The organism is Lactococcus hircilactis (assembly GCF_009601015.1).
In the GTDB taxonomy this organism is placed as follows: Bacteria; Bacillota; Bacilli; order Lactobacillales; family Streptococcaceae; genus Lactococcus; species Lactococcus hircilactis.
Genome location: NZ_WITJ01000007.1, coordinates 44,919 through 63,277 on the forward strand (window position 1 = coordinate 44,919; position 18,359 = coordinate 63,277).

Sequence of the window (18,359 nt, forward strand, 5' to 3'; positions counted from 1 at the left end):
GGTAAACTTAACGATGAAAACGAGTGTTGTCATTGCAACGTACAATGGCGAAGAGTATATAGAAGAACAGCTAGAAACAATAAAAAATCAAACGCGGACAGTGGATGAAGTTCTTGTTTTTGATGACTTGTCTCAAGATGGAACAGCTTTATTGATTACGAATTTCATTGAAAAGTACGCCTTATCAAACTGGAATTTAATCGTTAATAAAGCTAATAAAAGTTATAGTCGGAATTTTTATGAAGGGGTGTCTCAAGCAACTGGGGATATTATTTTTTGCTGTGATCAAGATGATATCTGGAATGAAAAAAAAGTTGAAAATATGGTAGCGTGTTTTGAAGAAAATTCAAAAATACAAGTATTATCTGGCAACTATAGTTATAAAATTGATAAGTCTCTCCCTGTTTCTATGCAATTTTATTACAAGGCAGAAAACTTTAAAAATCATTTTAATACTACTGTGAAAAGTGTTCGATTTTCTTCGAAGGGAGTATTTTCCGGAGGAGGACCAGGTTGGACGCTTGCGATAAGAAAAGAATACTTTAATAAAATCTCTCCTTTTTATAGTCCTGTTTTTTCACATGATGGTTTTTTTAATACATTTTCTTCAATGGACCGAGTTTGTTTTAAGTACCTTGGAGAAACAGGAGAATTTCGCAGATATAGTGGGAGTACAAGCGATAGCTCTTTAGTCCATACTAACGAAAAATTAAATCGAGAACTTCTTTTGACAAAAAACTATTTGGAACGTGTAAAAATAGCACAAAATTATCTTGAGCAAAAAGAAGAAGTTAATGTTAAACAACAACAAAAAATTTTATTCAAACAATCAAAAGCTCTCAAGGCTAGACAAAATTATTATTTGGAAAAAAATCTCAGGTCTTTATTCCGCGTTTTGTATTCCTGGAAAAGTTTTAATCCAGTTTGGGTAGTGAAAGATGTGCTGAATTATGGCACTCTTGGAAAGAGTGAACAATGAATAAGCTATTGATTGATGAAATTAAAAAAATCGAACTTGAACTATTAGTTTTAGTAGATAAGGTTTGCCGAGAAAATAATATAGAATACTCCTTGGGTGGGGGATCGTTACTTGGGAGTGTTAGACATAAGGGATTTATTCCTTGGGATGATGATATTGATATTATGCTAACACGTAAGAATTATGATAAACTTATAAAAATCCTTAGTCTTCAGAATGAAGCAGAGTTATGGCATTATTCAATCAAAGAAACGTTTCAACCTTATGCAAAACTTTGTAATAAGCAAACTTACCAAGCTAAGGCTGGTTTAGACTTTCTTTGGCCGAAGATTGGGGTAAATATCGATATTTTTCCAATGGATTATATGCCGGAAAAAGAAGAAAAAAGAGTTCAATTTATGCATGAAGCACAGCATAAGGCGGAGATTTTATATTCTACCTCTTTTCCAGCATTTGTGAGTGGCTCAAAATGGTACTATTCCTTAGCGCGTCTTTTTCTTAGAGGCCCAAAATTTTTACGATATCACGGAAAAAATAGACAAGTTGCAAAAGAGGTTGATGATTTTATGGCAAAATATCAGTCAGATCCAAATGCTACACAAATTGGCTTTCTTGCGAGTCGATATTTTGATAAGGAACATTTTTCTTCAATAATTTTTGAAAAATATGAAGATGTACAGTTTGAAAATTTAAATGTTAGAAAAATAGTTGATCATGATAGTTATTTACGGCAAATTCATGGAGATTATATGCAACTTCCTCCGGAAAATCAAAGAATTAATCATGATTATGTTACTTTTTATGGGAAGGAAAATTAAAATGAATATCGGATTAATATTTGCTGGCGGAACGGGTTCACGGATGAATTCAAAAGATAAACCAAAGCAGTTTTTAGAAGTCCACGGAAAGCCAATTATTGTACATACCATTGACCTATTTGAGAAAACAAAAGAGATTGATGCGATAGTCGTGGTTATATTGTCTGATTATTTAGATTATATGACAGAATTGGTTAAGAATTTTAACTTAAAAAAAGTTAAAGCCATTGTACCAGGTGGAGAAACAGGGCAACTCTCAATATTTAATGGTCTTGAGGCAGCTGAAAAAATATCACATCATAAAGATGATGTCGTATTGATTCACGATGGCGTGCGTCCACTGATTAATAGCAAAGTTATTCAAGATAATATTGAATGTGTCAAAGAAAATGGTTCAGCAATAACTACAGCACCCGCTAAAGAAACAATTGTACTTGTTAACGGCTCTCAAGAAGTTTCAGAGGTAGTTGATCGAACGCGTTCTTTTACAGCAAAAGCTCCACAGAGTTTTCAACTTGCAGATATTCTAAAAGTCGAACGCGATGCAATCTCAAAAGGAATTACCAATGCGATTGATTCAAGCACGCTCATGGGGATGTATAATAAAACATTGCATATTGTAGAAGGACCGTATGAAAATATAAAAATCACAACACCAGATGACTTTTATATGTTTAAAGCACTCTGTGATGCGCGTGAAATAGGTCAAATTTATGGGGTATAAGTGATGATTACATTTGAAAATAAAATTGTTCAAAAAGATTTGAAAGAAATCGTAAGTTCTTCTTATATTAATTTTGAAAAATTACGTGGAAAAACGGTATTGATTACTGGAGTTTCTGGGATGTTAGCAACTTATCTTGCTTATACTATTTATTATTTAGATCTTCATGAGAATTTTCAAACTAAGATCCTTGGTACTGCTCGAAATATGGAAAAAGCAAATGCCAAATTTCATACTTTATCTAAAGATTATTTTGAGCTGATACAACATGATGTTACTCTCCCACTAGAATATAAAGGAAATATTGATTACATTATCCATGCGGCCAGTAATGCCAGTCCACGATTTATAGCTACAGATCCAGTTGGAATTATTAAAGCAAATACGTTAGGGACATTGAATCTTCTGGAGTTAGCAAGAAAAAAAGAGATTCAAAATTTTCTTTTTCTATCCACTCGTGAAATTTATGGAAAAGCAATTAAGAAAGTGTTAACGGAACAAGATTACGGTGGGCTTGATATTTTATCTCAAAGAGCCTGTTATCCAGAAAGTAAACGAATGGCAGAAACGTTATTGGAAAGTTATTCTGTACAATATCACATCCCATATACTGTAGCTAGAATTGCTCATTCTTATGGACCAGGAATGGAAATTAATAATGACGGTCGCATTATGAGTGATTTAATTTCAAATGTTGTAAATAATGAAGACATTATTCTTAAATCAACAGGGAGTGCAGAACGAGCGTTTTGTTATATTTTGGATGCGATCACTGCACTATTTGCGATATTATTAAATGGGGAATCTGGGCAAGCATATAATGTCGCCAACGAAGATGAACCGATTAAAATTAAAAACTTGGCAGAAAAATTAGTGAAGTTGATTCCTGAAAAAAATTTAAAAGTTAAATTTGACATTCCCAAAACTCAAAGTTCAGCTTACAGCACAGATGGAAGAACGGTAATGGACATGTCTAAATTAGAAACATTAGGCTGGGAAAGATCTGTTCCTCTTGATTTGGGGTTAAAAAAGACAGTAGAAAGTTTTGAAGAATGAAAACAGCAGTACTAATGGCAACGTATAACGGAGAAAAATTTATTGAAAAGCAATTAGATTCTATAAAGGACCAAGTGCTTTCTCCTGATTATGTTATCATACGTGATGATGGTTCTACTGATGGTACGGTTCCATTTGTTAAAAAGTATATAAAAAACAATAATTTAGCGGGTTGGAGTATCATAAAGAATCAGAAAAACTTAGGCTGGCGCTTGAATTTTCGTCAACTATTGATTGATTCACAAAATACTGACGCGGACGTCATCTTTTTATCAGATCAGGATGACGTTTGGAAATTAGAAAAAAACAAAAGACAATTAGATCTTCTTTTAAAACATCAAGAAATCGAAGTGCTAAGTGCTGATACTGAATTTAACGTCAGTACCAGTGAAGCGACAGTTCCAACAAATTATGTCTTTCAGGATAATGATAAAGAGCTTTCAAAGTTTCCAATGGAACATTTTTATAAGGCGGGTTTTCGCCAAGGAATGACTTTAGCGATAAGAAAGGAATTTATTGATCGATTTTTGAAGTATTGGAAAGAAGAGTATAACCTACTTCCTCATGATGCGCTGATTGAGTGTTTGGCTGGTTTGTTAGAAGTTGGGTATAACCTGAACGAATGTGTTGCAGTTCATAATCGCCATGAGTCAAATGCAAGCGGCAAAGCAGTCGTAACTCTTAAATCACCAAAAAAACTTCATATCCAGGAACTTTATGCAAAATATCAAGGATATTATGAAATAGTTTATAAGGTTCTTCAAGATAATCATTCCTCTTTAGCTCTTGAAGAACAAAAATACTATGAATTCACAAAAAGAAGGGTAGAAAATGCACAATCTGGAAATGCTTGGAAAGTAATTGTCCAGCAATTCAAAGATTGGAGAAATTATGAACATCGGTCAAGTCAAATTCGGGATGTTTTATTTTCTTTTAAAAAATAGGATAAACATTGTATGAAAATATTAGCAGGAATCGTTACTTTTAATCCAGACATTAAAAGATTAAGTGAGAACATAGCAGCGGTGTCTGCTCAAGTTGATCAGGTAATTATTGTTGATAATCATTCAACTAATTTGGAAGAATTTAAGAGGTTCGATAATGTTGAAATAATTTCTTTAGATGAAAACAAAGGAATTGCTTTTGCACTAAATGAAATCGGAAGTTACGCGATAAAAAATAATTATGATTGGTTTTTAACTCTTGATCAGGATTCAGTGATTTGTGATGGAATGATTGCAGAGTATAGACGATATTTTGATTTGCCACAGGTGGGAATACTATCTTGTGATTTTCAAGATGTTAATGATGCTGTTAATAATGAAAGATATGAAATACCCTATCAAGAGATTCAATTATGTATAACATCAGGAGCATTAATGAATACGTACTGCTTTGAACATTCTTCTAAATTTGATGAAAAGATGTTTATTGATCTTGTAGATTACGAAATTAATCTTCAGTATCAAAAGCTGTTGTATAAAATGTATAAAATTAGTTTTGTGGGATTTAAGCATGAAATTGGCGAGCGAGGACATAGAAAAATTTTTGGTAGGGATATTTATTTTAACAATCATTCAGCCATTAGGCGTTATTATTTTTCGAGAAACTCAATATATTTGATTCGTAAATATGGTTGGAATAATATAACCAAAGGATTATTTATAGCTAATAATGGTCATGCAATAAAAGTGATTTTATTTGAAAAACAAAAGTGGAAAAAAACTTTTTTATATATTAAAGGACTCTTAGATGGTAGGCGAATGGATTTAAATTGATGAGGGTTAGATGATCGATTTAGAAGTGAGAGGCAGTGGGGAAATGAAAATCAATATTTTAATGTCAACCTATAATGGGGAAAAATATCTCTCTCAACAAATCGAGAGTATTATTAATCAAACAGAAAAAAATTGGCATTTGATTATTCGAGATGATGGATCAAAGGATGATACAATAGCAATTATTGAAAAATTTATAAATCGAGATACGAGAATTGAACTTATTCGTGGGGAAAATATTGGTGTTATCGCTTCGTTTTTTCAATTGACAAAGTATGAAAAAGCTGACTTTTATTTCTTTTGTGATCAAGATGATGTTTGGCTTCCAGAAAAATTAAAAATGATGCTAGACGAAGCACAACATCACGAAAAACAGATTCCGTTATTGGTTTACTCGGATTTGAAAGTTGTAGATCGTAACTTAAATATTTTGTATCCGAGTATGATAAAAGAAGTGACAGGTCCAGCGTGTACAAATTTAAAAGAAGTAATGAGACGAAATTGTGTCACTGGGTGTGCAAGCATGATAAACAATGCGTTGGCAGAAAAATGGGTAAATACAGAAGGCATAATCATGCATGATTGGTATTTAGCGCAAATTGCAGCTGCATATAATAATCTGATCTATCTCAATCATCCAACAATTCTATATCGCCAACATGAAAACAATGTTCTTGGAGGGGGAAAGGGGAACCTAACAAGTAAATTAGTTGATATGAAATCAAATGGATATACAAATTTAGCGTGGCGAGAAATTTTAAGAGAGCAAAAGCAACTTTCTCATGTGTTTTCTATTCTTCCAGAAACGAATGAAAATAAAAAAACAATAAAAAAATATTTAGATGTAATTAATGAAGTATGGATAAAACGCTTTTTTATTATGTTACACTTCCAAAAAGGAAATACAAAAAAAATCTATCTTATTTTGAGAACATGGTTAATTGTAACAAAAATAGGGTATAAAAAATTTAGGTTCTAAGGATACATCTCAAATAATAATTTTTAATCATTGTATCTACGATGGAGGTTAATTTGAAACTCATCAAAAACATGATCTATAGCACATCATACCAGATATTGGCTCTGATTTTACCGTTAGTAACTGCGCCATATGTCTCACGTATTTTGGAACCCAAGGGCATAGGGATTTTTTCAGTAACAACGGCTTATGCCACTTATTTTGTATTATTGGGTGGCTTAGGGATCACTCTATATGGGAATAGAGAAATTGCCTATGCGTTTTCTGATATAAGAGAAAGAAGTAAACTTTTTTTTGAAATTAATAGTTTGCGTGCAATTAGTACGCTGGCTTCATTTCTTCTATTTGTAGTAAGTATTTTTTTTCAGGCACATTATCAAAATTTATTTCTATTGCAAGGTATTTTAATAATAGCTACAGCATTTGATATTTCTTGGTTTTTTATGGGAATGGAAAATTTTAAAGTAGTTGTTGTTCGTAATACAATCATTAGAATGATAACGGTGGTTTTGACTTTTGTTCTTGTCAGGACAGCACATGATTTATGGATTTATATTCTTTTAGTAGTTCTTTCTCAACTTCTTTCAAACTTAAGTTTGTGGCCGTTTTTAAGAAAAAATATTATTTTTGTTTCTCCTAAAGAGTGGAATATATTGAAACATTTAAAACCAATCGTATGGTTATTTCTTCCTCAAATTGCAACACAAATCTATCTTTCACTGAATAAAAATATGTTAGGTGCATTGGATGGTATGACAGCAGCAGGTTATTTTAATCAATCGGATACAATTATTAGAGTATCTTTTACCCTTGTATCGAGTTTTGGAGCGGCATTTCTTCCACGACTATCCACAATGCATGCACAGGGGAAAAGGCAGGCTGTTCATGACTTAACTCTAAAATCTCTTGATTTGAGTTATGCTATATCATTTTTGATAATTGCAGGAATCATGGGAGTTTCACATACTTTTGCTCCATTCTTTTTTGGAAAGCAGTATAACCAAGTATCAAATTTGATGTTTATTCAAGCGATTATGATTATTTTTGTTGCAATAGCAAGTGTTTTAGGAAATCAATATTTGCTTTCGGCAAGGAGAACTAAGGAATTTGCGATTTCATCGCTTTGTGGATTAGTTGTTAATGTATTTCTAAATTTACTGCTTATTCCTCAAATGGGTGCAATGGGGGCAGTTATTTCGACGGTTTGTACAGAAATCGCGACTACATCCTATCAGCTCTGGGTACTTCGGAAAACTTTTTCGTTGAGAGAAGTTTTTTCTGGGATTTGGAAATATATGGTAGGAGGACTTGCTGTATTTGTTCCTTTGTATGTTCTTAATAATAAGATGCCCATTAGTATTTTAAATTATTTCATTCAAACAATGATTGCTATTATGATTTATGTAGTGGTTTTGTTTATATTGCGTGCACCAGTCAATACAATTGTGGCACCTTATATTAAAAAATTGATTAAAAAATAAGGGAGTTCAAGTAGTGAAAGTGCTTATGATAAATAAAATAAATAAAAAGGTCTTGTTTTTAATTTGTATTCTCATTTTGATGCTTTTGGGGATGAAAAATAAAGTTAATGCTGTTACTGTTTCATCAAATTTGACAAATGTTGAATTACAAGTGACAAACAATGGTGTTCCTGCTATTCATAGCTCTTATAGTGCGATGAATATTGAGAGAGCTTATCAGGAAATAAAAGATGGAAAAATCAGTGAGAAAGCAATAAATTCTGCTGCATGGATTTTAGCATCTCAAAATACAAATAGCGGGAGTAATAAAGATACGATCACTTTAAGTGATGGGCAAAAAATTGGTCAAGGTGTGACACATACGGATGAAGAGATGAGTGCTATTATTTCAGATCTTATTAATGTGGATAATTTGTCGTTGATCAGCGAGATTAATCAATCTAATACAACAGTCCCTTTTTTGAATCCGGAGCATGTGATTTATAAATTTACAAACGATAAAGGAATTGCAAGGGCAGCGATAGAACAAGGACATACGCTTATTCTTGATAATGATCGCAAGTTTATTAAGCTTGTCAAAATTCAGAATAACTCTGAAAAAGTATTTATTGACCTTGCAAATACTGACAGTGAGATTTATTTTAAAGCGGACAGTAAATTAAATGATTTAGCAACAAATTTTGGTCAGTATGTTGTAGGGACAAATCAAAAATTTAGTTTTAACCTTTCAATTAGCAAAACAATGTGGAAACAAGCCGGGAGTATTAATTTGGTTTTACCTCCAAAATCAAATCTTTCTTTTGATTCAATTAAAGTTTTGGACAACCAGGATGCTGTTGCAATAGTAACGAATCCTGCTTTAAGTGATACATTGGTCTATAATTCTTCAGAACCGGTGATAGCAGCTAGTATTTCATTAAATGCTACGCAAGAAAATATCTTGTTGAGAGTGACTGTTCATGTCAATCTTGAGGGAAATAATGTAAGTACTAACAAACCAATCACTACGTCTATGCAAGCCATTTCAGTAAATAAAGACGGGAGTTCAAGTACTGCATCAACTCCTAATTTAGTCATTGCTGGAGCAAATTTTGCGATGACAAAAGAAAAGACGACGCATTTAGCTCAAGGTGGGACGTTCTTATTAGCTAAAGCGGTAGGTAATTATTATGAAATCTATGGTAAAAATCAAAAATGGAATAAGTTTGAGCATTTAGAAAATCTTCCGATTTCTAAATGCTTAGTTTTAGAAGGTGGGAATCGATATATTTTAGGGGCAAAATCACCTCAAAGCATACCGTTAGATGTTTCGAGATTTAATTTTAATGAGAAAAAAAGTGAGGAGATTAATAAGAGTGTCATTCAAATCATCGGATTGGCGCAAGGAAATCATTATTTTCTTTATAGAATAAACACGAATCAGCAGTTCACTACTTCTGATAGAAGTTTCAAGTTTTCTATCTTTAGTCGGAGTTTTTTCTCTCCCAATAATTCTTTAATGGTGGATAATTCGATTAATCATCCAACGCATCCTCTCATTGGTATCTCAGGGGAAATTCCAGATTATAATGCAGGGGTTAATGAATATAACAATATTTCTTTGGATGGAAGTAAACAAGACCAAAAAAATAATAGCATTTATATTTTTGCTGCGGTTAGTGGTGTGTGCGTGTTGGCTTTGATCTTATCAGTTGTAATTGCGATACAAAAATGGATATGAGGAGAAAAAAATGAATAAGAGATCAAAAAGAAATTCAAACTCCTCCAATGTTCGGGAGAGGAAAAATAATTTACATCGCCTTTATCTTATTGTTAGTGTTGTACTTGGAATGATTCTCGCAGTTGGGATGCCATTTTTCAATGAACCAGATGGTCAATATCATTATGTCATCAGTTCCAATATGGTCAATTTATCAAACGATATTTCAGCTTATGGTGAAGAAGGAATAGGGACAGGAATTGATCAGCAAGTGAGTGCATATCAACAGGGGAATTATTTTCAAAAATATTATTTGACTAAGATTGTTGAAATGCCAATGCATTTGCAGCCACGTTCAGAGGCTAAAGAAAATCCAGGGATTAAATCGTATAATTTTTGGGGGCATCTCATTCCTGCGGTGGGACTATGGATCGGGCATAAAATCTATCCATCCATTGGAGTGATGATCACAACTGCAAGGATTTTTTCTGTATTTATAAATTCATTAATCCTATTTTTGATTATTAAGTTCGTCAAAAAAGGGAAGATGATCTTTTTTGCACTGGCCTTAACTCCTGTTACCCTAAATACTTTTGCAAGTTTGTCATATGATTCATTGAGTTTCATCTTGGTGGCATGGTTGATTGCTCTTACCATCAATAGTTTGGTGGATCAAAGGATAAAGTGGTGGCGCTGGATTGAGATTGGAATAGGTTCAGTTTTCCTTTATTTTGGTGCGAAAACTAATTTTAAGGTTTTACTTCTTTTAGTTCCTATTTTAATTATGATGTTTGGTATTCCAAAAGTATATGAATGGATTTCCTCATTTTGTAACGATTTTTGGAGAAGGAGAAGAATTTTATCTCTCATAGTTTTGGGAATAATGAGTTTAGGAGTTTTGGTGTTTATCATCCTTTTAGGGATGAAGCATGATGGAATTTATTACAGTGTTTATCGGTTTGTTATTAATTATTCAGTGAATTTGCGGGATTATTTATCTGTAAGCTCTGTATTTTATAATTTATTAGGTTCTCCTTATCCTAATCTAAATTATACGCCTGCTTGGGTTAGTATGATTTGGTATCTTGCTATTGTTGTTGTTTTGTTATCTGAAGAAAAATTTGTGAAGAATAAGCTGGTGTCGATAGTGAGTGGGGGGATTTTTTTAGTCGGGATTGCTGCTGTTTATTATGCTTATATGACTTATACCCCTACAGGATCTCCCGTTGGTAATGTGACTTTGGTGGGACAAATGCAAGGATTGCAAGGGAGATATTTTACTCCAACGTTGTTTTTGTTGCTTTTTGTTACGTGTCACGAGAAATTTAAGATTAGGATTAAGGGAGAAAAATCGGTTCTCATATTTGTGACAGCTACAGCTGTGGTAACGAATGTTTTGCTTGTATTTTCAACTTTATTTGGTGCTTTTTATCTGTAAATAGGAGTTTATTTTGTTGCATTGAGAAGTTGGAAGAGAAGAGATAAAAATGATTGGAGAGAAGAATGAAGTTTAATCGAAAAAAATATGATTATCTAATTGTTGGTGCAGGGCCTTATGGTTCGATATTTGCTCATGAGGCAGCAAAACGTGGAAAGCGCTCTTTAATTATTGAACGGCGCTCTCATATTGGTGGAAACATGTACACACATAAAGAACATGGAATTAATGTCCATGATTATGGTGCTCATATCTTCCATACGGATAATAAAGTGGTTTGGGATTACGTGAATCAATTTACGGAATTCAATAATTATATTAATCAAGTGGTTGCAAATTATAATGGGGAACTTTATAATTTACCATTTAATATGAATACTTTTTATCAAATGTGGGGCGTAAAAACGCCGAAAGAGGCAGCTGCTAAGATTGAGGAACAAAAAGCAAAAGCGGGAATTTCAGGTCGTCCTAAAAATTTGGAAGAACAAGCAATTAGTTTGATTGGAACGGATATTTATGAAAAATTAATCAAAGGTTACACAGAAAAACAATGGGGGCGTAAAGCGACTGAATTGCCTTCATTTATCATTCGTCGACTTCCTGTGCGTTATACTTTTGATAATAATTACTTTAATCATCGTTATCAAGGGGTTCCAGTGGACGGATATACTGCTCTCTTTGATAAAATGCTTGATTCTGATTTGATTGATGTTGAAACAGGAGTGGATTTTTTTAGTCATAAGGAAGTGTTCTTAGAAGAATTTCCAAAGATTGTTTATACAGGGATGATTGATCAGTTCTTTGATTATGCTTTTGGAGAACTTGAATATCGCTCTGTGCGGTTTGAGTCTGAAACGCTAAAATCTGATAATGCTCAAGGAAATGCTGTGATTAATTATACTGATGCGAAAACACCTTTTACACGTGTGATGGAATGGCGGCATTTTGATAAAAAGGCGGATGAAGGATATACGATTTTAACAAAAGAATTTCCTCAAAATTGGGATCGTACAAAAGAAGCTTATTATCCAGTGAATGATGAAAAAAATTCTAAGCTCTTTAAAAAATATAAGGAAGAGACTAAAAAATATCCAAATGTTATTTTCGGTGGACGCTTGGGAAATTATCAATATTATGATATGGATCAGGTCTTTGGAGTGGCTTTAAAGGCTGTTGAAAAAGAATTTAAAGATTTTACAATGGATCAAAAATAGGAAATAAAAATATTTATGAGTGAGAAAAAATGTAAAAACGGGTAACTTTAGGTTACTCGTTTTTTAGTTAATGCAGCGCTGTTGTGAGATTAGGTTAGGGGGGGGTTATTTAGGAAGAACTTGGATTTCTAAAGCTTCCATGCGAAGGCTTTTTCCAATGGTACCAGCTGTATCGCCGTTAGATACCCAGTCTTGCCATCCGATTCCTTGGACGTGTGCTCGATACGAAACGTTGAAATATTTTGAAATTTCTCCTGTGAGCTTGATTTGGATGCTTTCATCACGAAGACCAAGTCCTGTCGTTCCTGAGATGGTAGCCTGAGGTACCCAGTCTTGCCATCCTATATTTTGGATTTGGCTTCGGTAACTTAGTCCAGCAGAAAGGGTTGTGGGGAGATTTTCCAGATTTATTTTTACAGCTTCTATTCTCAATGCTTTTCCAGTTGTTCCGGATGTAGCGCCATTGATGACGGGGGATTGCCAAGCAATCTTTTGAATATGGGTGCTGTACTGGATGGTTGGAAGAGTCAAATAAGAAAACGAAGAAGATCCAGGAGTTGAGGGGGCTGGGGCACTTTTTTTTACAAGTTGAATCTGAACAGCTTCTAGTCGATAGCTCATTTCTGTTGTTCCAGCGGTTTGCCAGTCTTTTGTCCAAGCCATCCAGCCAATTTTTTGAGCGTGTACACGGTAGTAGATATCAAATTGTTGTGAGATTGCTCCAGTTAATTTTAGACGAAAGGCTTCGAGTCGCTTTGATTGTCCTTGTGTGCCAGACATTGTTCCGTCAGTCGCGATGGTATTTTGCCATCCGATTCCTTGAATATAGCTTTGGTATTGTACATGGCTTCCTGCTAAATTTGGGGGTAAATTTGTGAGTGAAATTTTTAGCGCTTCAGCTCTTAGCCCTTGACCACTCGTTCCAGCGGTTTCACCATTATATGAAGGAGTTTGCCATCCAATATTTTGAACTTGTGTTTGGTAGGAGATACTAGGTGCGGGGGATGGAGTCCACTTGGCGTAGAGCGTTTTATTTGAGCTGATACGCGTTGAGAAATCATAAGCTTGTGTGAGTGCTGCATCACTGTACCATCCAGAAAAAGTAGCTCCTGTTTTTGATGGATTTGTGGGTTGTTTTACCTGACCTAAAGAATCTACTGCTTGATTTGGAAGTGTAGAGCCACCATTTGTATTGAATGATATGATATAACGAGCGGAAAAGAAATTGGAGAAATCGGTTGAGGTGTCTAAGACGTTTTTTTGGAGGCTTGTGCCAGAATATCGCATTTGGCTGGTATATTGCCAAGCACCGAATTGGGCGTTGTTTTTTAGGGTGTTGGCCCAGCCGGTGGGGTTAGTTTCTGGTTTGCCGTAGAGGTATTGTGCGACCCAAAAGTTTTTGGCACCTAGGGTACTTGAGTTCATGCTACCATTTGCTGCCCAACTTTGGCCGGTGTAGAATTTGACGTTGTGGTAGCCTTTTTTTGAGAGTTCAGATTGGAAATTTTGTGAGGCTTGAGTCCAGACAGAAGAAGTTGTTCCTGAGTTTTCTGCGTCTTCAACCATTGTGATGGCGGTAGATAGGCCTAATTTTTGAGCGGCTTGGGCATAATAATCTGCTTCTGCGATGGCCGCATGATTTGCGGTGGTTTGATTGTTGGTGTTACCAAAAATCGCATAGTGGTAAGTGGCGATATTTAACCCTGCATTTTGTGCCATTTTTATTTGAGCACTTGCATAGGGGTTTGTATAATAAGTACCTTCTGAGAGTTTGACGACAATGGTTTTGACACCTTGAGCTTTTAAACCATTGAAATCTTCTTGTTTCATCCAACTTTGATAAGAGGCAACATCGACGGCATCGCAACTTGGGATGTTGACATCTGTGGGAGAGAGGTCCACTAAGCTGTTTGCAACAGCGGGGGCTGCTGCGGCAAAGGAGCGAAGGCGTGGGGATGCGGATTGTGGGGATTCACTTTGTTCTTGCTCTTGCTGAATCAGACTGCTTCCCATCGCGTGGTTTTCTGGGGTTGCGTTGGTATCTGCGAAACCGATGGTTGTAAGTAATGTGACTCCTGTCAGTACTGACAGAAAGAATAATTTCCTGAGTTTATTTTTCATAACTCTATTGTAATATATAATCAGCTGGATTCATAGTAATGTTAGTGCTATTATCATTTCAAGTTGATGACAATATGATTTTTTCATAATATTTGTTTGAAAAAGCGTGAAAATAGTGTTAGAATGGTAAAAATATAAAATAGGCTAATTAGCTTTAGAAAAATTTTGGAGGATTGTTTTCGATGTCAAACTGGGAAACTAAGTTTTTGAAAAAGGGATTTACCTTTGATGATGTGTTGCTGATTCCAGCAGAAAGCCATGTATTACCTAATGAGGTGAGTATGAAAACTCGTCTTTCAAAGCATTTGACGTTGAATATTCCAATTATATCTGCTGCGATGGATACTGTGACGGATAGTAAAATGGCGATTTCGATGGCGCGTCAAGGTGGACTTGGTGTGATTCATAAGAATATGTCCATTGATCAACAAGCACAGGAAGTGCAAAAGGTAAAACGGTCTGAATCTGGTGTCATTACGGATCCCTTTTTCTTGACTCCTGAGCATAAAATCGAGGAAGCGGAAAATTTGATGGCAACTTACCGTATTTCGGGTGTACCAATTGTTGAAACGCTTGAAAATCGAAAGTTGGTGGGGATTTTGACGAATCGGGATTTACGTTTTGTCAATGATTATGATCAGTTGATTAAAAATGTAATGACTTCAGAAGCGTTGGTCACTGCACCTGTTGGAACGACGCTAGATGAAGCGGCGAATATTTTGCAACAGCATAAAATTGAAAAGTTGCCGTTGGTGGATGAAGAAGGAAAATTAGCTGGTTTAATCACGATTAAAGACATTGAGCGTGTGATTGAATTTCCAAATGCGGCAAAAGATGAGCAGGGACGGTTGCTTGTTGCGGCTGCGGTTGGTGTTGGAAGTGATACGTTTGATCGTGCGGAAGCTTTATTTGCTGCGGGTGCGGACGCGATTGTTATCGATACTGCACATGGACATTCTGCCGGAGTTTTACGTAAAATTGCGCAAATTCGTGAACATTTTCCTAATCGGACGTTGATTGCTGGAAATATTGCAACAGGTGAAGGCACACGGGCGTTGTTTGAGGCAGGTGTTGATGTGGTGAAAGTCGGAATTGGTCCTGGCTCAATCTGTACAACACGTGTTGTTGCAGGTGTTGGTGTTCCTCAGATTACGGCGATTTATGATTGTGCGAATGTCGCGCGTGAGTTTGGAAAAACAATCATTGCTGATGGTGGAATCAAGTATTCTGGTGATATTGTTAAGGCGCTCGCAGCTGGTGGAGATGCGGTCATGCTTGGATCAATGCTTGCAGGAACGGATGAAGCACCAGGTGAGATGGAGATTTTCCAAGGTCGGAAATACAAGACGTACCGTGGGATGGGATCGCTTGCTGCAATGGCAAAAGGGTCTAAAGATCGTTATTTCCAAGGTGCTGTGAATGATGCGAATAAACTTGTTCCAGAAGGTATCGAGGGACGTGTGGCTTATAAAGGGACAGCGACAGATATTGTTTTCCAAATGCTCGGTGGTTTGAAAGCTGGGATGGGATATACTGGTGCAGCGGATATTACGGCTTTGCATGATTCAGCGCAATTCATTGAAATGTCTGGTGCGGGTCTGAAAGAGTCACATCCACATGATGTGCAAATCACAAAAGAAGCACCTAATTATTCAGCATTGTAAAATGAGGCTAAATTTTTTCTGTCAGTACTGACAGAATATCAAAATACGTCTTGTCAGTACTGACAAGACATCAAAACGGTCAAAATTTAGTTTTTGACCGTTTTTTTATCGAGAATTGAGCGGTAAAAAGCGGATGAAATGTGATATAATTGGGCTTATGAATAAAAATGAAAATATAATGGAAGCATTGCGCTGTATTGGATGTGGTGCAATCATTCAAACTGAAAATAAAGATGCGCTTGGCTTTTTGCCAGCAGGGGCTTTGGATAAAAAAATTAAAAACGATGAAGCACTGTATTGTCAGCGTTGTTTTCGCTTGCGGCATTATAATGAAATTGCACCAACGCAGTTGACGGATGAGGATTTTTTGAAATTACTAAAAAAAGTAGGACAACAAGATGCTTTGATTGTTAATGTGGTAGATATTTTTGATTTTAATGGCTCTTTGATTCCTAATCTTCATAAATTGACAGGAAACAATGATCTTTTGATGGTGGCAAATAAACGGGATGTTTTGCCAAAATCATTAAAAGTTGGGAAATTGACAGCTTGGCTGAAGGAACAAGCAGCTAAAAAAGGATTGAAGCCTCAGGAAATTCTTGTGACATCAGCAAAAAATAAGGCAGATGTGATTGAGTTAATGACAGCGATTGAGCAGTATCGTCGTGGGCGTAATGTTTATGTGGTTGGGGTGACAAATGTAGGAAAATCAACGTTGATTAATGCAATCATCACGCAAGCTTCAGGGGATCAAGAGTTGATTACGACGAGTCGTTTTCCTGGGACAACGCTTGATATGATTGAGATTGCGTTGGATGAAAAAACGTCAATTATTGACACGCCTGGCATTATTCATCGGGGACAGATGGCGCATTATTTAGAACCTGAGGATTTGAAATACGTGTCACCACGCAAAGAAATTAAACCAAAAACCTATCAGCTCAATGCTGAGCAAACGTTGTTTTTTGGTGGATTAGCGCGTTTTGATTTTATAAATGGAGAACGTCAGGGCATGACAGCCTATTTTGATAATGAAATCAATATCCATCGTACGAAACTAGATGGTGCAACAGCATTTTATGAGAAACATCAAGGAACACTACTTTCGCCTGCTTTAGTGGCAACGAAATTGGTACGGCATGAATTTAGTGTATCAGGGAAAACAGACATTGTCTTTTCAGGACTGGGCTGGGTTCGCGTGCCTGAGCGCGCGCGCGTTGCGGCTTGGGTTCCTGAGGGGGTTGATGTTGAGAAGCGAAAAGCGTTGATTTAACATGCATTAATCATGCGTTGTGAGAGGAGTTTGAGATGACATTTGAAAAAGAAAAAGCAGCACTGGATGAGCTTTCATACCAAGTGACTCAGAAATCAGCAACAGAAGCACCATTTAGCAATCGGTACGATGATTTTTTTGAAAAAGGCCTGTATGTTGATATCGTTTCAGGTGAGCCGTTGTTTACGAGTATTGAAAAATATCAGTCGGGATGTGGGTGGCCAGCATTTACGGCACCGATTGAAAAAGGTGTCATTAAAGAAAAAAGAGATCAAACGTTTGGAATGGAGCGTACAGAAGTTCGCTCAAAAAGGGCAGATAGTCACCTCGGACACGTATTTACGGATGGTCCAGCTCAAAAAGGAGGACTACGGTACTGTATTAATTCAGCAGCGTTGCGCTTTGTGCCTTATGAAGCTTTAGAAAAAGAAGGGTACGGCGAATTTATCGCTTATTTTGATGAAAATGGGGAATAAATTACAAGCGATATTAGAAAATTATGTTCCAGATGGTGTACAAGAAACGTCTGATTTAGCTTACATGAAAGTGCTAGCAAAAGACGATGTTCATTTGACGCGGGCAAGTTTGACGCATTTTACGGCAAGTGCTTTTGTGTTAAATGAAATGCACGATAAGGTTTTGGGAATTTTTCATAAGATTTATAACAGCTGGGGATTTATGGGCGGACATTGTGATGGGGAGAGTGATTTGCTTTTTGTTGCACACAAAGAAGCACGTGAGGAAAGTGGTCTGTCAGCACTGACAGCGCTACAAGAATGTCCGATTTCTCTTGAGATTGGAGCTGTTGCACCGCACACGCATCGCACACGAGGGTATGTTTCTTGTCATTTACATTTGAACCTCACGTTTCTTTTTGAGGCCAATGAAGCAGATGCTTTGATGATCAATACGGATGAGACACGCGGAGTTGCGTGGATTCCAATGGATGAGTTTGTGGAAAAATCAACAGAACCTGAGATGCGCATCATCTATGAAAAAATTATTTCGCGAATCAAACAGCGTTCTTTTAAATAAATCGTATTTCTGTCAGTACTGACAGAAATTCAAACGCTCGTTACACGAGAATAAATGTAGTTTTATTACGTTTTAGGGAGTTTTTAGACTTAAAAAATAA

General features: G+C 35.8%; 16 protein-coding genes. 15 read left to right on the forward strand and 1 reads right to left on the reverse strand.

The window, feature by feature from the left end:
- Positions 1-13 precede the first annotated feature (13 nt).
- From GHI93_RS05955 to glf, 11 genes are all read left to right on the forward strand, one after another.
- Entirely contained in the window at positions 14-979 is a 966-nt protein-coding gene (locus GHI93_RS05955) for a glycosyltransferase (RefSeq protein WP_153496156.1), read from the forward strand.
- Positions 976-1,797 (forward strand): LicD family protein, encoded by an 822-nt coding sequence (locus GHI93_RS05960; RefSeq protein WP_153496157.1) that lies wholly within the window; start codon positions 976-978, stop codon positions 1,795-1,797. Before GHI93_RS05955 ends, GHI93_RS05960 begins: the two co-directional genes overlap by 4 nt.
- Position 1,798: 1 nt before the next feature.
- Positions 1,799-2,521: an IspD/TarI family cytidylyltransferase gene (locus tag GHI93_RS05965; RefSeq protein ID WP_153496158.1), complete on the forward strand. Its 723-nt coding sequence runs from the start codon at positions 1,799-1,801 to the stop codon at positions 2,519-2,521.
- Positions 2,522-3,577 (forward strand): NAD-dependent epimerase/dehydratase family protein, encoded by a 1,056-nt coding sequence (locus GHI93_RS05970; RefSeq protein ID WP_343030323.1) that lies wholly within the window; start codon positions 2,522-2,524, stop codon positions 3,575-3,577.
- On the forward strand, positions 3,574-4,521 hold the full coding sequence (locus tag GHI93_RS05975; protein ID WP_153496160.1) for a glycosyltransferase: 948 nt from the start codon (positions 3,574-3,576) through the stop codon (positions 4,519-4,521). The genes GHI93_RS05970 and GHI93_RS05975 overlap by 4 nt, the downstream gene beginning before the upstream one ends.
- Positions 4,522-4,533: 12 nt before the next feature.
- Complete coding sequence (locus GHI93_RS05980) at positions 4,534-5,355, forward strand: glycosyltransferase (protein ID WP_153496161.1); 822 nt, start codon at positions 4,534-4,536, stop codon at positions 5,353-5,355.
- A gap of 10 nt (positions 5,356-5,365) precedes the next feature.
- Positions 5,366-6,334: a glycosyltransferase family 2 protein gene (locus GHI93_RS05985; protein WP_153496162.1), complete on the forward strand. Its 969-nt coding sequence runs from the start codon at positions 5,366-5,368 to the stop codon at positions 6,332-6,334.
- Positions 6,335-6,387: 53 nt separating this feature from the next.
- Positions 6,388-7,815, forward strand: coding sequence for a flippase (locus GHI93_RS05990; protein WP_153496163.1), 1,428 nt, complete (start codon positions 6,388-6,390; stop codon positions 7,813-7,815).
- Between the two features lie 91 nt (positions 7,816-7,906).
- The gene (locus GHI93_RS05995; RefSeq protein WP_170272403.1) at positions 7,907-9,535 is read left to right on the forward strand and encodes a hypothetical protein; all 1,629 of its coding nucleotides are present in this window, start codon (positions 7,907-7,909) and stop codon (positions 9,533-9,535) included.
- Positions 9,536-9,545: 10 nt separating this feature from the next.
- Positions 9,546-10,952 (forward strand): DUF2142 domain-containing protein, encoded by a 1,407-nt coding sequence (locus GHI93_RS06000; RefSeq protein ID WP_153496165.1) that lies wholly within the window; start codon positions 9,546-9,548, stop codon positions 10,950-10,952.
- Between the two features lie 65 nt (positions 10,953-11,017).
- Positions 11,018-12,166 carry a UDP-galactopyranose mutase gene (glf, locus tag GHI93_RS06005; RefSeq protein ID WP_153496166.1) on the forward strand — a complete coding sequence of 383 codons (1,149 nt, stop codon included), beginning with the start codon at positions 11,018-11,020 and terminating at the stop codon, positions 12,164-12,166.
- A 105-nt stretch (positions 12,167-12,271) separates the two neighbouring features.
- Here glf and GHI93_RS06010 read toward each other — a convergent pair whose 3' ends face one another.
- The gene (locus GHI93_RS06010) at positions 12,272-14,287 is read right to left on the reverse strand and encodes a GH25 family lysozyme (protein ID WP_246177043.1); all 2,016 of its coding nucleotides are present in this window, start codon (positions 14,285-14,287) and stop codon (positions 12,272-12,274) included.
- Positions 14,288-14,469: 182 nt separating this feature from the next.
- Here GHI93_RS06010 and guaB point away from each other — a divergent pair, with 182 nt between their 5' ends.
- The 4 genes from guaB to GHI93_RS06030 all read left to right on the forward strand — a co-directional run bounded on the left by guaB (position 14,470) and on the right by GHI93_RS06030 (position 18,259).
- A complete protein-coding gene (gene guaB / locus GHI93_RS06015; protein WP_153496167.1) occupies positions 14,470-15,951 on the forward strand; it encodes an IMP dehydrogenase in 1,482 nt (493 codons plus the stop codon).
- 178 nt (positions 15,952-16,129) lie between these two features.
- Positions 16,130-17,224 carry a ribosome biogenesis GTPase YqeH gene (gene yqeH, locus GHI93_RS06020; protein WP_170272407.1) on the forward strand — a complete coding sequence of 365 codons (1,095 nt, stop codon included), beginning with the start codon at positions 16,130-16,132 and terminating at the stop codon, positions 17,222-17,224.
- Between the two features lie 35 nt (positions 17,225-17,259).
- Entirely contained in the window at positions 17,260-17,700 is a 441-nt protein-coding gene (gene msrB / locus GHI93_RS06025) for a peptide-methionine (R)-S-oxide reductase MsrB (protein ID WP_153496168.1), read from the forward strand.
- Entirely contained in the window at positions 17,690-18,259 is a 570-nt protein-coding gene (locus GHI93_RS06030) for an NUDIX hydrolase (RefSeq protein ID WP_153496169.1), read from the forward strand. The genes msrB and GHI93_RS06030 overlap by 11 nt, the downstream gene beginning before the upstream one ends.
- The last annotated feature ends 100 nt before the right edge of the window (positions 18,260-18,359 follow it).